Source organism: Nocardia araoensis NBRC 100135 (genome assembly GCF_000308435.1).
GTDB classification, from domain to species: domain Bacteria; phylum Actinomycetota; class Actinomycetes; order Mycobacteriales; family Mycobacteriaceae; genus Nocardia; species Nocardia araoensis.
Genome location: NZ_BAFR01000114.1, coordinates 17,487 through 31,979, shown reverse-complemented (window position 1 = coordinate 31,979; position 14,493 = coordinate 17,487). Strand labels below are relative to the sequence as shown.

The following is a 14,493-nucleotide window of genomic DNA, read 5'->3' as shown; positions in this document are numbered from 1 at the left end:
GGCCGGTTTCCGGACCGGGTTGCTGATCGGTTGTGGTGTCGCGGTGCTCGCGGCGCTGATCGCACTGGCCATTCCGGTTCGCAAGCCCACCGCGACGCTTCCGGAAGCCGAGCCCGAGCCCGTGGCCGCGCGCGCCTGAGCGGCGCGGCGCGGCCCGGCCCCGGGTCAGGCGAACAGGCGCGCGACGAACGGAATGCTGTCGGCCAGTGAAGCGGCCATGGTGGCGCTGTGATCCTTGCCCGGATACACGTGGACCTCGGGCCGGATGCCGTGCGATTCCAGATCGGCGACCAGCTTCGCGGTCAGCGGAGCGGGGACGTCGGTGTCGTTGGTACCCTGCCCGATGAACAGCGGCCGGTCGTAGCCGGTGAGCGGAACGTCCATGACCGGGCGGGCCGTGGCGACGAAATCGCCGTCGGCGAGCGGCCGCGAGAACAACCGGTCGACCGAGATTCCTTGCGCGCGGTCGGCCAGCGGTTGGAAGCACAGCGATTCGGCGGCGGTCGCCAATTGCCTGCCGGCCGGGCTGAGATAGCTGTCGAGATCGAAGCCCGGTCGCGCCGCCTTCAATCCGTTGAGCACATACGCGATATAGGCGGTGAGGTGCGAATTGTCGATCGGGGGCGCGGCGGGTCCGAGGAACGAGGCGGCATCGACGACATTGGACGCGGGGCCGGTGGCGACGGCGCCGCGATAATCCAGTTCAGGGGCGTACGCCGTGGCCAGCGAGGCGGTGAACACCGCGGCTCCGCCACCTTGGGACTGCCCGATCGCCACCCACTTCGACGACAGCGAATCGTCTACGGCGCGGGCCGCGCGCACGATGTCGATTCCCGCATGCGCCTCGGCGCGGCCGTCGAGGTACGCATGCGGTCCCGGGGTGCCCAGACCGATGTAGTCGGTCGCGACGACCGCATAGCCCTGGCGCAGCCAGGTCGCCAGATAGTCCAGGTCGCGCTTGCTGCGGCCCGCGGTCGACGGCGCGCATTCGTCGGCGAGGCCGACCGTCCCGTGTTCCCAGGACAGCACCGGCCAGCCACCGCTCGGCGGCGTCCCCGCGGGGACGAAGATCGCGCCGCCCGCCAGCGCGGGCCGGTCGTCGGAGGTCCTGGTCCAGTACGTCAGGCGGCGAGCCGCGCCCGCACCCTCGATCCAGAGCTGTTCGGGCAGCGCCTCATCGGTGGCGACCGTGCCCGGAGCCGCACCCGCCGCGGTGGGGTCGGCCCCGGCCGACCCCACCGGCGGGCCCGCGAAAAGCAATGCGGCCACGGCCACGGTGATTCCTGCACGTCGCACCGACATGACGTCACCTCTCGGTTCTCGGTTTGGTGTCTCGTCGAGACACTGTAGCCCGACTTTCGGCTAAAGTGTCACTTTGAGACACCAACAGCGGTGACATCGCGAGGAGAGACTGCGGGGCATGACGGGTGTGAACGGTCCGCGCGAACGCGAGAAGGCACGGGTGCGGCGGGAATTGGTCGATGCGGCGCTGCGACTGTTCGAACTGCACGGGTTCGAGCAGACCACCGTGCAGCAGATCGCCGACGCGGCCCAGGTCTCCCGGCGCACCTTCCACCGCCATTTCCCGTCGAAACTCGCTGTGGTCTTCAGCCACGAGGAAGACCTCATGGCGCAGTTGCTCGCCGCCGTCGACCGGCGCCCGGCGAGCGAATCGGTGCTGACCGCGCTGCGCGCGGCGCTGCGCGACTTCTTGCTCGACGAGCGGGACGCGACTTCGCGCAACCGCCAAGCGGAGACGGCCCGGCGCGCAAGGCGACTGCTGGTCGGCAACCCGGAATTGCGCCGGGAGAACTTCATCGGAGCACTGGGGCGCCAGCGCGCGATGGCGCTGAACTTCGCCGCCCGCGCCGGGCTTCCCGCCGACGACCTGCGAGCGCAGCTCACGGCCGCGGCCTGTTTCGCGGCCTTCGGTGTCGGCCTCGATCACTGGATGATGGCCGCGGACCACTCGATCCCGGCCTTGCACCGCGTCCTCGATCGCGCGATCGCGTCGTTGCAACAGGGCATCGACATCGAGGGCGACCGCTGAGCGCACACCGGGCCGGCGCAGCCCGCGCCGCAACCTGTTTCACCCGTTCGCATACCATCGCGAAGGTGATCACGGTCGCCACTTGGAACGTCCTGCATCGCGTCCACGCCGAGAATTGGTACGAGGACGTCGCCACCCGCTGGCCGGACGAGGGCGCACGGATCGCCGAAGTCACCGCCCGGGTGGCCGAACGTACCGAGCGGGTGATCGCGTTACAGGAGGTCAGCGGCGATCAACTGGCCAGTCTGCGAATGGCCCTGCCGGACCGGACGTTCCACGCGATGCGGTATCAGCGGCTGCCGACACCCCGGCGCATGCCCAGTTCCCTGCTCGACGGCGGTGAGTACCTCGTGGTGCTGACCGCGGAGCCGAGCAGGGAGGTGACCGCCGAATCCTTCGCACACGACCACGGCAAGGGCGCCCTCGTCGTCGACGTCGGCGGGGTGACGGTGATCGCCACCCATGTCACCGGCGACCGGCGGCGCACCGACCAGCTCACCCGCCTGGCCGAACTCGCCACCAGCGCCCCGGAGGACGCCGCGGTGCTGCTGGGCGACTTCAACATCGACCGCGCCACCGTCGCCAGCGCGTTGGGCGACGAGTTCGTGGTCGCCGAACACGTCGAAGGCGGGCTGCCCACCCGTCCGCGTTCCTCGGGCACGAAGTCACAGCACATCGACCACGTGGTGGTGCACGGCGCGACCGTCACCGCGGCGTCGGTCGACGACATCGGCGGGGTGTCCGACCACAATCTCGTCCACGCGACCGTCACAGTGTGAGGGTTGCCGCCCGGTCCGCGGACTTGCCTGTCGCGCGGCCGGGGCGATAAGGGCCATGAGCTCGGTTCCGCGGAAAGGCCACGGGTGTTGCGCAAGGGGTCACGACCGGATTCCCGGCTAGCCCGGCGGTGTAGACGGCGGCGACCGCGGCCATGCCGCCGAATGACGGACGCGTCGCCGCCATCCGTTGCAGAAGAGCTGCCCGGCAAGAAGATTCGGATCACGTCCGGCGGCCGGTGCGTCGAGTCGAGTTCGGCGCGACGTTCCGGCAGGCATCCGATCCCACGTCCACAGCCGCTACGACAGGCAGTAGTATGAGCCGGTGCGACATCCGACGGTAGTGGCGGCGCGGCTGCGCGGCGCGTTCGTCGGATCCACGGCCGGGGCGGTGAGCATCGCGGCGCACGCGCTGGGCGGCGGCGCGATGGCACCCGGCGCGGCGCCGACCGCCCTGCTGATCGCCGCGTGCGCGGCGGTGGGCGTGCTCGCTGGTGCGCGACCCCCTCGGCACCGGCTCGGCGAGTTGATGGCCACGCTGGCGATGGCGCAAGCTGTCACGCACGTCGCGTCCACCCTGTCAGCTGCTCATCACCACGACGCGGGCGCAGCCTCGGTCATGCTCGGCATGCATCTCGCGGCCGTCCCGCTCGGCGCGCTGCTCATTCGCGCTGCCGAACAGGCTGTGCTGCGCGGTGCTTCCGAGGTGCGCCACACGGTGCGCGTCCTCGGAGAAGCGCCGAGCGCACCGGTGCGGATCGGCTCGCCCGCGTTCGAGCATGCGCTTCCCCAGCCACGGCGTCCGCTGCTGTGTTCGGGCCCCGGCTTGCGCGGCCCGCCGCCGCGCTGATCTCTCTATCGCGCCGACGAGCATCGCCGGAGCGTCGGGCCGCGCTCGACGATCCTGCCGCGATTCGCTTCGGACTATCGCTGCGGCTCCGAAATGCCGTCCGACAATGGATTTCACGACGTTTCGCGAGACGACACCGCGCCGAAGCGTCGGAATGCCACGAAATCTATTCGAGCACGCGAATTTCGGCACTTCACACTGCGGCTTCCGCGTTCGATCCCTGGCGTCGACGCCGGAGGCACGGCCTCGTCGCAGGTGGACACGGACGCACCGTGCCCACGGCAGCACGGCGCCGCCGCCGGATCGGCCGACGCCCGCGGCTACTCCACGCCTTCGTCGGCGCGCGCCACACCGAAATCGAGAACTTACGGAGTTTTTCATGACTGTCGATACCTTTGCTCCACCGCGCACCGCTCGGCTGCTGCGTGGCGCGATCGCCGCCGTGGCGGTGCCCTTTCTCCTGACCGCGTGCTCGTCGGCCGACAAGACCGGCACCGTCGCATCGGCCGATGCGGTGACCATCTCCGACCAGTGGGTCAAGGCCGCCGACAGCGGGATGTCGGCCGCGTTCGGCGACCTGATCAACAGCGGCGACACCCCGCGCACGATCGTCTCGGCCACCAGTCCCGCCTCCGGCCGGATCGAGTTGCACGAGGTGGTCACCGACGCGAACGGCGCCAAGGCGATGCGGCCCAAGGCCGGCGGCTTCGTCATTCCCGCGCACGGCCGCACCCAACTGCGGCCCGGCGGCGACCACATCATGTTCATGGACCTGCACGGTCCCCTGCGCACGGGGTCGGAGACGTCGGTCACGCTGACCTTCGACGACGGCTCGACCACCACATTCACCGCTCAGGTGCGCGACTTCGCGGGCAACCAGGAGAACTACGTGCCCGATCACGCCGGCGGCGAAGCGCACGCAGGCGCGCAGACCCCCGCGCACGGTGCCTGACCGGAACCGACCGCGTCCCGCACGGATCAACCGGCGGCGTCTGCTCGGCGGCGGGGCTGCCGCGGCAGGCGTCGCCGGGGTCGGGCTCGGCGCGGCCGTCCGCAGCGGACGGCGGGACTCCGATCCATCGCCCTGGGAGGCGACGGTTCCGTTCTACGGACCGCACCAAGCCGGGATCGGCACCCGCCCGCAAGCGCACGCGGCGTTCGTCGCATTCGATCTGCGGCCGGGTGTCCGGCGCGACGATCTCGTCGGGCTGCTGAAGATCTGGACCGGCGACGCCGCCCGGCTGACCGAGGGACGGCCCGCCCTCGCGGACACCGAACCCGAACTCGCGCTACGCCCGGCGCGACTCACCGTCACGGTGGGTTTCGGGCCCGCGGTGTTCACGGCGACGGGGCTCGAACAGCGCAAGCCGTCGTGGCTGCGACCGTTGCCGTCGTTCGCCATCGACCGGCTCGAATCCGCCTGGACGGGTGGCGATCTGCTGCTGCAAGTGTGCGCCGAGGAGGCGACCACGGTGTCGCACGCGGTTCGCACGCTGTGCCGGAGCGTGACCTCGCTGGTCACCGTGCGCTGGGTACAACGCGGATTCCGTGATGCCGCACCCGGCCGGACACCGCGCAACTTGATGGGCCAGGTCGACGGCACGGTGAACCTCGCGCCCGGCACACCGGAGTTCACCCGTCTGGTGTGGGACGACGGGGCCGCGCAGCCCTGGCTGAGCGGCGGAACCTCGTGCGTACTGCGGCGGATCGCGATGACGCTGGACACCTGGGACCAGATCGACCGCGAGGAAAGGGAACTCACCGTCGGCCGCACCATCGCCGAGGGCGCGCCGCTGACCGGAACCGACGAGTTCGACGAGCCGGACTTCACGGCCGTCGACGCGAACGGGATACCGGTCATCCCACCGTCGTCACACATCGCGCGCGCTCATCACACCCATGACGGTGAGCGTTTCCTGCGTCGCAGTTACAACTACGACGACGCGCCGACGCCGGGCGCGACCTCCAACTCGGGTCTGTTGTTCGCCGCCTATCAGCGGGACGTGGACACCCAGTTCCTTCCGGTCCAGCGCCGGCTCGCGGAATTCGACGCCCTCAATGTGTGGACGACGCCCGTCGGTTCCGCGGTGTTCGCGATCCCGCCCGGGGTCGCCGCACCGGGCGGCTATCTCGGGCAGTCGCTGTTCGAGGCGTGAGAGGTGTCCGGCGCCCGTGCGGCGCCGGACACCCCGCCGCAGTCGAGCAGCCGGCCCGGACAGCCCACTGACCACCCTCGAACGAACATCGTCACCACCGCCGTACCCGGGACACCGCACGGCCTGCACCTGATCCTCACCGACATCGAGGAAGCCGCCGCCGAACCGACCGGACGCGGCGTCGCGGTCGACGGACCCTTCCGACGATCCGCGGAGGAACGTCGCATCCGCATAGCGGCCGGACGGTTCGCGCGGCTATCGTGACGAGTCGTTCTGTTGGTGGACTTGGCTTCTCACCCAGCGGTGAGAGTATTCGAGGTTGACACATGAGCAGCACATCGGCCACTGTCACGCTCGACCGGCTGCGCCGGGATCTGCGGGAATTCGCGCGCTTGGCCGAAGCGGGTTACGACCCCGCGGTGGTGGATCCGGCGCTGAAGGCCCTCGCCGATCTGTGGACCGGCTCGGTGGTCGGTGTGCGCACCACGACCCATCCGGTCCCCGAGCGTGAGGTCAACGCACGGGTGCAGCACTCGGGTCCGCCGGCTCACCTGATCGAGACGCTGCGGGACGCGGGACTGATCACCTTCACCGGACATCCCATGGAGCGATTGCTGGCGGAGGTCTGCGCCGAGATCCCGGCAGGATCGGCCGTGGACCTGTCCCTCACCGGCGGCGTGCAGAAGGTGTGGCTGTTCTTCGCCGATGTACTCGATGTCGAGCGGATGCTGGCGTTCCCCGGCATGCCGGACGCGGCGCACTCGCATGCCGAGCACTTGACCCGCTACGGCGGCAAGGTCGGGATTCTCGCGGTCGATTTCGCCGGTCGCACCATGAACTTGTACTCCCAGGTGCTGCCGCCCGGTGCGATCACCTCCGAGGACATCGCCACGATCCTGGCCGATCTGGATTTCGTGGCGGCCACCGACGACGAACTGGCGCTGTTCGACGACACGTTCAACGTCTACCGCACCTTCTCCTGGACGTCGCCGCGCATGCGACGCATCTGCTTCCCGCAGCGCTATCAGGAATCGAATTTCCCTCGCGACCTCGATCCGGTGCTGACCCGTTTCGTCGACGGGGCGCCGCGCGCCTTCGAAGGGCCACGCGGCTTCACCCTCTACGCCGCCTACGGTCCGCGATCGCGGTACTACAAGGTGCAGGCCGAGTACACGACAGTCCACCATGCCGCCATTCCTGGCGGCGGCGCTGCGCCGCGAGCGAGATAGCCCCGCATACTCACAGTGAGCCAGCCAACAGATAAATCTGGAATGGTTCCAATAAAGCCGGTGTTGTACTCCATGAAGATCCGAAAGGAGTGCGACCATGACCACGGCACACCAGACCCAGCAGCGAACCAATCGTCGCCTCGCCGACGAGGTCCGCAATTTCACCGGCTCTCCCCGGCTCGCCGCCGACCTGCAGCGCGTCCTCGTCGATCTCGTCGAGCTGCACCTGCAAGGCAAGCAGGCGCACTGGAACGTCGTCGGAGCCAACTTCCGTGATCTCCACTTGCAGCTCGACGAACTCGTCGACGCGGCCAGGGAGGGCAGCGACATCATCGCCGAGCGGATGCGAGCACTCGACGCGGTCCCGGACGGAAGGTCCGACACCGTCGCCGTGACGACCAGCCTCCCGCCGTTCCCCGCGCAAGAGGTGAACTCCACAGACGTCGTCGATCTGATCACCACCCGGACCTACGCGGCGATCGACACCATCCGCGCGGTGCACGACGCGGTGGACGCCGAGGACCCCAGCACCAGTGATCTGCTGCACCAGATCACCGCTTCGCTGGAGAAACTGGCGTGGATGATCAAGTCCGAGAACCGCAAGGTCTAGTCGCGACTCGACCCGCCGCAGACGCTACCCGTCCGCGGCGGGTCCGGCCGGTCACCGTCGCCAGAAGACGTGATGCGTCACGCCGCTCGGACTCGGGATCCGCTCCAGGTGAAAGCGGTCGACAAGTTCGCCGGGGCTCGTCCAGAGTCTTTCGCCGCGACCGATTTCGACCGGCGCCACCGCGATATGCATAGTGTCGATGAGATCGGCGGCGAGGAATTCCCGCACGGTGGCGACACCGCCGCCGATTCGCACATCCCGGCCCTCGGCGGCATCGAATGCCCGCAGCAGCGCCTCCTCGGGAGTCGCGTCGAGGAAGTGGAATGTGGTGGCGCCCAGCGTGATCGAGGGTCGCGGATAATGAGTGAGGACGAATACCGGCGTACGAAACGGGGGTTCGTCTCCCCACCACCCTTGCCAGTCGTAGTTCTCCCAGGGGCCGCGCTGCGGTCCGAACTTGTTGCGTCCCATGATCTCGGCGCCGATGTTGTTGCGGTAGTCGCGGGTGAAGTAGTCGTCGAGGCCGTAGCTGCCACCCGGATCGGTGCGATTGGGCCAGTGCGCGGTGGCGCCCGCCCAGGACCACAGTGGCCCCGGATCGGCGTGCCCGAAGGGATGATCGAGACTTTGCCCCTCCCCTGCACCGTAGCCGTCGCTCGACACATTGAAGTTGTGCACGCGGACCATCTGCGCCATTGACACCCCTATCTGATTGCATATTGCAAGCAGATGGAATCTATCCGCACCGATCCCCTATTGCAACCAGTTACGCGGCCACCGGGCATGGAATGCGTTCGCCTGCCACCGCCGGTTCCGTTCCCGTCGCCCACGGGCGATCATTGAGGCGTGCACGACCTGCTCCGCTCGGTGTGGAACGAGCCCCGCGCGTCCGACCCTTCGCGGCGGTCCTGGCGTGACTGGGCGCTGACTGGAACCTTCACGGCGCTCGTGATTCTCGAAGGCTCGGTCCGACCGGGCATTTCGCACAGGTTCGTGTGGATACCTGTCGCGGTCGCGATCATGCCCACACTGTTGTGGCGCCGGAACCGGCCGCTGCTGATGATCGGCATCGCCTTCATCGGCTCGACCTCGGCGACGGTGCTGCTGGGTGGCGATCAGTCCGACATCGCCACCATGGGGGCGATGCTGTTGCTGCCGTACGCGTTGTATCGGTGGGGGTCCGGGCGCGACATCGTGCTCGGATCGGCGATCGTCTTCCCGAGCGCGGGCATCGCGATGCTGACCGGTGGCCTGCACGCCGCCGACGCCGCCGGGGCGTTCCTCGTGCTGTTCGCGGCCGTCGCGCTGGGCTTGGCGTTCCGGTACCGGGCGCGGGCGAAGGCCCGTGAGCTCGATCAGGTCAAGCTGGTCGAACGCGAACGACTGGCCCGCGATCTGCACGATACCGTCGCACACCATGTGTCGGCGATCGCGATTCGCGCTCAGGCCGGTCTGGTGACCGCGGAATCCGCGCCCGGCGCCGCCGTCGAGGCGCTGCGCGTGATCGAGGCCGAGGCCGCGCGCACGCTCGCCGAAATGCGCGCGATCGTGCGCGTGCTCCGCCGAGACCGGCCCGACGACGAAGCAGACCGCTCACCCAGTCCCATCACCGACTTGGCCCGGCTCGCCGGACCCACCGGCAACGGTCCGTCCGTCGAGGTGGAGATCAGTGGTGATGTCAGCGATCTGCCCACGACGGTCGGTACCGCGATCTACCGCTTGGCTCAGGAGTCGATCACCAACGCCGTGCGGCACGCCCGGCACGCCACCCGCGTCGAGGTGCGGGTCACCACCGACGACACAGCGGTACGACTGCTCGTGCGCGACGACGGCGACGGCGGTCCCGCACGCCCGGCCGGATCCCCGGGTTACGGGCTTGCCGGCATGGCCGAGCGCGCCCGTCTACTCGGCGGCCGTTGCGAAGCCGGGCCGAACTCCGGCCGAGGGTGGACCGTGACGGCGGTGCTGCCCCGCGCGGGCGCGGCGACATGACCGCGCCCGAGCCGGCGACGTCGAATATCCGGGTGGTCGTCGCCGACGACCAGGAGATCGTCCGCACCGGACTGGTGATGATCCTCGACGCCCAACCGGGTATCGAAGTCGTCGGTGCGGCCGCGGACGGGGAACAGGCCGTCCGGCTCGCCCGCGATCTCCGCCCCGACGTGTGCCTGCTCGATATCCGTATGCCCGGCGTCGACGGCATCGAGGCCACCCGCAGGCTCGCCGGGCCGACCGTCGACGACCCCCTCGCCGTGGTCGTCATCACCACCTTCGACCTCGATGAGCACGTGTACGCGGCGCTGCGGGCCGGCGCACGCGGATTCCTGCTGAAAGAGGCCGGGCCCGCGATGCTCGCGCAGGCCGTCCATGCCGCCGCACGCGGCGACGCGCTCATCGCCCCGAGTGTCACCGCACGTCTGCTCACCGCCTTCGCCGGCACCGGACGTGCCGCACCGCCGATCCGTCCTGCCATGGAACTCACCGAGCGCGAAGAGCAGGTACTGGCCACCGTGGCCCGGGGACGAACCAACAACGAAATCGCCGCGGAGCTGCACATCGGTCTCAGCACGGTCAAGACCCACATCGCGAGCCTCATGGCCAAACTCGGCGCGCGCAACCGAGTGGAACTGGTCATCTGGGCATACGAGACCGACCGTGTAGAGCGCTGACGGAGCACTTCGGCCGAAAGTATTACCGCCCCACCCGCCTATCGGCCGACACAGATCCGACCGCTCGTCCGATGTGGCGAATCGGCCTGTTCGCCAGGATGGCCCCATAGCCACGCCGCTCGCGGCACGGCGTGACCGTCCGAGGAGGAAACCCATGTCGACATCGACGAACGCGACCACACCCGCCAACACGATGAAGGCGATCATCCAACGCGGCTACGGCCTGCCGGATCAGGTACTCGCACCCGACGACATCCCCCGCCCGACGCCCGGCGACGACGACGTCCTGGTACGCATGCGGGCCACCAGCGTGAACACCCCGGACTGGCTCGCGGTGACCGGTGTTCCGTATCTCCTCCGGCTGGGGTTCGGACTCCGTCGGCCTGCGACGGCGGTGCGCGGAAGCGACATCGCGGGAACCGTGGAGGCGGTCGGTCGGAACGTCACCGGCTTCCGACCCGGTGACGAGGTGTTCGGTTCGCTGTGGGACAACAGCCCGAAGTCCCGTGCAGGCACGTTCGCCGAACTCGCGGTGGTGCCGGCGTCCCAGCTGATCGCGAAACCCGCCGAGCTGTCGTTCCAAGAGGCCGCGGCCTCGGTCATGTCGGGAATCACAGCGTTGCTGGCGATACGTGACGTCGGCAGAGCCGGGCCGGGCAGGCACGTGCTGATCAACGGAGCCTCGGGCGGTGTCGGAACACTCGCGGTGCAGATCGCCAAGACGCTCGGCGCCCAGGTCACCGGGGTGTGCAGCACCCGCAATGTCGAGTTCGTGCAGTCGTTGGGCGCCGACCACATCATCGACTACACCCGGGAGGACTTCACCCGCGGCGCACAACGCTACGACGTGATCCTCGACAACGTTTTGAACCATCCGCCCTCGGCGACAGCCCGCCTGCTGACCCCCACCGGCATACTCATCCCCAACAGCATCGGAAACGCCGGAGGGTTTTTCGGGAGTCTGCCGAGGATCGCCCGAGCGAAGACGATGAGTTGGGGCTCGACCGATGTCCGAACCGTCACCTGCCTCCCCGACCAGGACAATCTCGACGATCTCGCCGCACTCTTGGTGTCCGGCGCGGTCAAGGTGATCATCGAAAACGCCTATCCCTTGGAAGAAGCCGCCCATGCGGTCGCCCACATGCTCGGGCACCACGCCAGGGGCAAGATCGTCATCACCGCCTAGGTCGCCGACGCGGGACAGCCGCCTCAGCGACCTGTGAACTCGGGAGCTCTGCGCTCCAGCATGGCCGCGACGGCCTCGTGGTGGTCCTCCGTGTGGTGCGCGGCGGCCTGCATCGCGGCCGAGAGTTCGAGCGAACTTTCCAAGCTCTGGTGGATTCCTTCGCGCAGCAGCCGCTTGGTCATCCGCAGTACGTGGGGCGGATTGGCGCACACCCGGGCGGCGAGCCGGTGGGCCGCGTCCAAGAGGGCGCCGGGCTCGACCACCTCGCAGACCAGTCCCCAATCGAGTGCGGTGTTCGCATCGATCGGCTCGCCGGTGAAGGCCATCTCACAGGCCCTGGCCATGCCGATCGCCCTCGGCAGCAGCCAGGCGCCGCCGTCACCGGGGACGAGCCCGACCTTGACGAAACTCTCGGCGAACACCGCCGTCCCGGCGGCGACGCGCATGTCGCACATCAGCGCCAGATCCAAACCCGCGCCGACGGCCGGGCCGTTGACCGCGGCGATGGTCGGTATCTCGCAGTGGTACAGAGCTTTCGGTATGCGCTGAATGCCGTGCCGGTATGCCTGGCGTAGCTGTGCCGGTGCGCCGCCGAACATCCCGGTCCGCTCGCGCATGTGCTTGACGTTGCCGCCGGAGGAGAACGCCGAGCCCGCACCGGTGAGGATCGCCGCCCGCAGACCTGGGTCTCGATTGGCCGCCGCCACTGCGTCTTCGAGGGCACCGATGGTGTCGGCTCCGGAGATCGGATTGCGGGCTTGCGGATCGTTCAAGGTCCACACGACCACGTCTCCGGTCCGTTCGATCAGGATCGGGTCATTCATCACGATCTCCGGAGAGTCCCTCGGCCAACACGATCCGCACGTCGACCGGTGTGATCCCGGACTCCGAGGCGATCACTGGGTTCAGATCGAGTTCGGAAATCTCCGGGTGCGCGGCGACGAAATCGCCGACACGGACGAGGAACCGGGCGAGGCTTCCGCGATCGACCGCGGGAAGATGCCGGTAACCGTCGAGCATGCGAGCAGCGATGGTCTCCTCGATCATCTCGCGGGCTTCCAGTTCGGTGAGCGGCACCGCTCGGAAGGTGACGTCCCGGACCGCCTCGACCAGCACGCCGCCGGTGCCGAACGCCAGCACGGGCCCGAAGATCGGATCCCGCGTCGCGCCGACGAGCAGTTCCACTCCGGCGTCGGCCATCGGAGTCACGATCATGCCGTCGATGCGGGCGTCGGGCGCGTGCGTGGTGACCGAGTCGATGACGGCTTGGGCATGCTCGGTCGCGGTGGCGGCCACAACACCCAGCCTGACCCCTCCGACGTCGGATTTGTGGCTCACCTGCCCGGAGACGACTTTCACCGCGCACGGTCGCCCGAACGCGGCGACGGCCGGGCCGACCGCATCGACGCTGCGGACGAAGGCCCACGGCCCGACGTCGACTCCCGCATTCGCCAGCACCTGCCGCGCGGTCGGCTCGTCGAGCATGCCCGAGCCAGGGATGGGCGCGGCCGGTGGCGGCAGCAGCAGCGAGGAGCGTTGCGCACGCTCGACCGGTACGCGGCCACGCCGTTGCAAGGCGGCGACCACCCGTACGGCGTGCTCGATCGAGCCGAGCACCGGTACGCCGCCCGCCCGTAGCCGGTCGTGGTTGGCGATGTCCAGACCGGCATAGCAACTCTGGATCAGAAGTGGCACATCGTATTCCGCGGAGAGCGCCAGCAAGGCGCCCGCGGCGGCGTCTTCGGTGTCGCGCAACCCCGCGTCGAACCGGAGATGGTAGCCGCCGTACAGGCCGATGATCAGCACGAGACCCACCGCGGGGTCGCGCATGAGGATCTCGGCGGCTTCGGCGAAGACCATCGGGTCGGCGTCGGCGGCGCCTGCCAGGTCGACCGGACCGGACACCGCGGCGGCGTCTCCGAGCAGTTGCCGCAACTGTCGCCGGGTTCGCTCGCTCAACCGCGCCGATTCGATGCCCTGCGCGGCCAGGGCGTCCGAGGCCAGCGCGGCATGACCGCCGCCATCGCTGAGGATGGCGACAGTGCGGCCGTGAACTATGGGAGCGCAGGTGGCGAGCGCTCCCGCGACGACAGCCAGTTCGTCGGAACGGTCGACCAATTCCACCCCGGCTTGGCGCAGTACGGCGGTCGCGACGGCGTCCGAGCCCGCGATCGAGCCGGTGTGCGAGGCCGCCGCACGGCGGCCGCCCTCCGAACGCCCCCCGCGGAGCAGCGCGACCGGCGTGTCCGGCACCGTGCGAGCGGCGGCCACGAGGAACGCTCGCCCATCGGCGAATCCCTCGGCATGGATCGCCACAACGCCGGTTTCCGGATGACGGGCGAGTTCGACAAGGCATTCGTCGTAGCGGACGTCGGCTTGATTGCCCAATCCCACATAGGCGTGGAAGCCGGGACCTTTCGCGGCACGGTCGTCGTTCACCAACGACAGCAGCATGTTCCCGCTCTGCGTGATGACACTGATCGGTCCGCGCGGAACATCGTGCAGGCCGACGAGATTCGCACCGGAGGTCAGGTTGAGCAGGCCGGAGGTGTTCGGACCGATCACCCGGATCCCCGTCTCGTCGATCGCCGCGGTCAGCGCGGCGGCGAGAGCGGCGCCGTCCTCCCCGATCTCGCCGAAGCCGTTGGCCAGCACCACCGCTCCGGCGATGCCCGCGGCCGCGCACTCACGCAGCGCACCCGGCACAGCGGCTGCCGGCACGGCGATCAACGCGACGTCGGCGCCCTCGGGAACCTGATCGATCGACGCGTGGACATCGAGGCCGAGGATCTGCCGGGTATTCGGATTGACCGGGTAGACGGGGTAGGCGTAGCCCGCCTCCCGCAGGGCGCGGATGGCCTGGTGACCGCGCTTCGCCGGGTCGGCGGACGCGCCGACCACCACGATGGAGCGGGGGTCGAGCAGCCGTTCGAGCTGGGTCCGGGCCGGGGCGTCGAGTGCGGTCAC

15 protein-coding genes are annotated in these 14,493 nt (G+C 69.2%); 11 read left to right on the top strand and 4 right to left on the bottom strand.

Features of this window, described 5'->3' with window-relative positions:
* Window positions 1–165: 165 nt before the first annotated feature.
* On the bottom strand, window positions 166–1,302 hold the full coding sequence (locus ON21_RS15040) for an alpha/beta hydrolase (protein ID WP_039798531.1): 1,137 nt from the start codon (window positions 1,300–1,302) through the stop codon (window positions 166–168).
* A 118-nt stretch (window positions 1,303–1,420) separates the two neighbouring features.
* Between ON21_RS15040 and ON21_RS15035 the strand changes: the two genes are divergently transcribed.
* The 8 genes from ON21_RS15035 to ON21_RS15000 all read left to right on the top strand — a co-directional run bounded on the left by ON21_RS15035 (window position 1,421) and on the right by ON21_RS15000 (window position 7,671).
* Window positions 1,421–2,050: a TetR/AcrR family transcriptional regulator gene (locus ON21_RS15035; protein WP_051020820.1), complete on the top strand. Its 630-nt coding sequence runs from the start codon at window positions 1,421–1,423 to the stop codon at window positions 2,048–2,050.
* A 65-nt stretch (window positions 2,051–2,115) separates the two neighbouring features.
* Window positions 2,116–2,829 (top strand): endonuclease/exonuclease/phosphatase family protein, encoded by a 714-nt coding sequence (locus ON21_RS15030; protein WP_039798530.1) that lies wholly within the window; start codon window positions 2,116–2,118, stop codon window positions 2,827–2,829.
* Between the two features lie 322 nt (window positions 2,830–3,151).
* Window positions 3,152–3,676, top strand: coding sequence for a hypothetical protein (locus ON21_RS15025; RefSeq protein ID WP_039798529.1), 525 nt, complete (start codon window positions 3,152–3,154; stop codon window positions 3,674–3,676).
* Window positions 3,677–4,055: 379 nt separating this feature from the next.
* On the top strand, window positions 4,056–4,628 hold the full coding sequence (locus tag ON21_RS15020) for a copper chaperone PCu(A)C (RefSeq protein ID WP_051020819.1): 573 nt from the start codon (window positions 4,056–4,058) through the stop codon (window positions 4,626–4,628).
* Entirely contained in the window at window positions 4,621–5,832 is a 1,212-nt protein-coding gene (locus tag ON21_RS15015; RefSeq protein WP_039798528.1) for a Dyp-type peroxidase, read from the top strand. Before ON21_RS15020 ends, ON21_RS15015 begins: the two co-directional genes overlap by 8 nt.
* A gap of 3 nt (window positions 5,833–5,835) precedes the next feature.
* Complete coding sequence (locus ON21_RS39445; RefSeq protein ID WP_039798527.1) at window positions 5,836–6,096, top strand: hypothetical protein; 261 nt, start codon at window positions 5,836–5,838, stop codon at window positions 6,094–6,096.
* Between the two features lie 62 nt (window positions 6,097–6,158).
* Window positions 6,159–7,061 (top strand): aromatic prenyltransferase, encoded by a 903-nt coding sequence (locus ON21_RS15005; protein WP_039798526.1) that lies wholly within the window; start codon window positions 6,159–6,161, stop codon window positions 7,059–7,061.
* 97 nt (window positions 7,062–7,158) lie between these two features.
* Window positions 7,159–7,671 (top strand): Dps family protein, encoded by a 513-nt coding sequence (locus tag ON21_RS15000; protein WP_039798525.1) that lies wholly within the window; start codon window positions 7,159–7,161, stop codon window positions 7,669–7,671.
* Between the two features lie 51 nt (window positions 7,672–7,722).
* Here the strand turns inward: ON21_RS15000 and ON21_RS14995 are convergent, their stop codons facing one another.
* Entirely contained in the window at window positions 7,723–8,367 is a 645-nt protein-coding gene (locus tag ON21_RS14995; protein ID WP_039798524.1) for a dihydrofolate reductase family protein, read from the bottom strand.
* A 324-nt stretch (window positions 8,368–8,691) separates the two neighbouring features.
* On the opposite strand from ON21_RS14995, the gene ON21_RS14990 reads away from it, so the two are divergent.
* From ON21_RS14990 to ON21_RS14980, 3 genes are all read left to right on the top strand, one after another.
* The gene (locus tag ON21_RS14990; RefSeq protein ID WP_245562610.1) at window positions 8,692–9,663 is read left to right on the top strand and encodes a sensor histidine kinase; all 972 of its coding nucleotides are present in this window, start codon (window positions 8,692–8,694) and stop codon (window positions 9,661–9,663) included.
* Complete coding sequence (locus tag ON21_RS14985) at window positions 9,660–10,340, top strand: response regulator (protein ID WP_039798536.1); 681 nt, start codon at window positions 9,660–9,662, stop codon at window positions 10,338–10,340. The genes ON21_RS14990 and ON21_RS14985 overlap by 4 nt, the downstream gene beginning before the upstream one ends.
* Before the next feature lie 154 nt (window positions 10,341–10,494).
* Window positions 10,495–11,526 (top strand): NAD(P)-dependent alcohol dehydrogenase, encoded by a 1,032-nt coding sequence (locus ON21_RS14980; protein ID WP_218004090.1) that lies wholly within the window; start codon window positions 10,495–10,497, stop codon window positions 11,524–11,526.
* A gap of 23 nt (window positions 11,527–11,549) precedes the next feature.
* On the opposite strand, the gene ON21_RS14975 is transcribed toward ON21_RS14980, so the two are convergent.
* Entirely contained in the window at window positions 11,550–12,350 is an 801-nt protein-coding gene (locus ON21_RS14975; protein WP_039798521.1) for a crotonase/enoyl-CoA hydratase family protein, read from the bottom strand.
* Window positions 12,343–14,493: an acetate--CoA ligase family protein gene (locus tag ON21_RS14970; RefSeq protein ID WP_039798520.1), complete on the bottom strand. Its 2,151-nt coding sequence runs from the start codon at window positions 14,491–14,493 to the stop codon at window positions 12,343–12,345. The genes ON21_RS14975 and ON21_RS14970 overlap by 8 nt, the downstream gene beginning before the upstream one ends.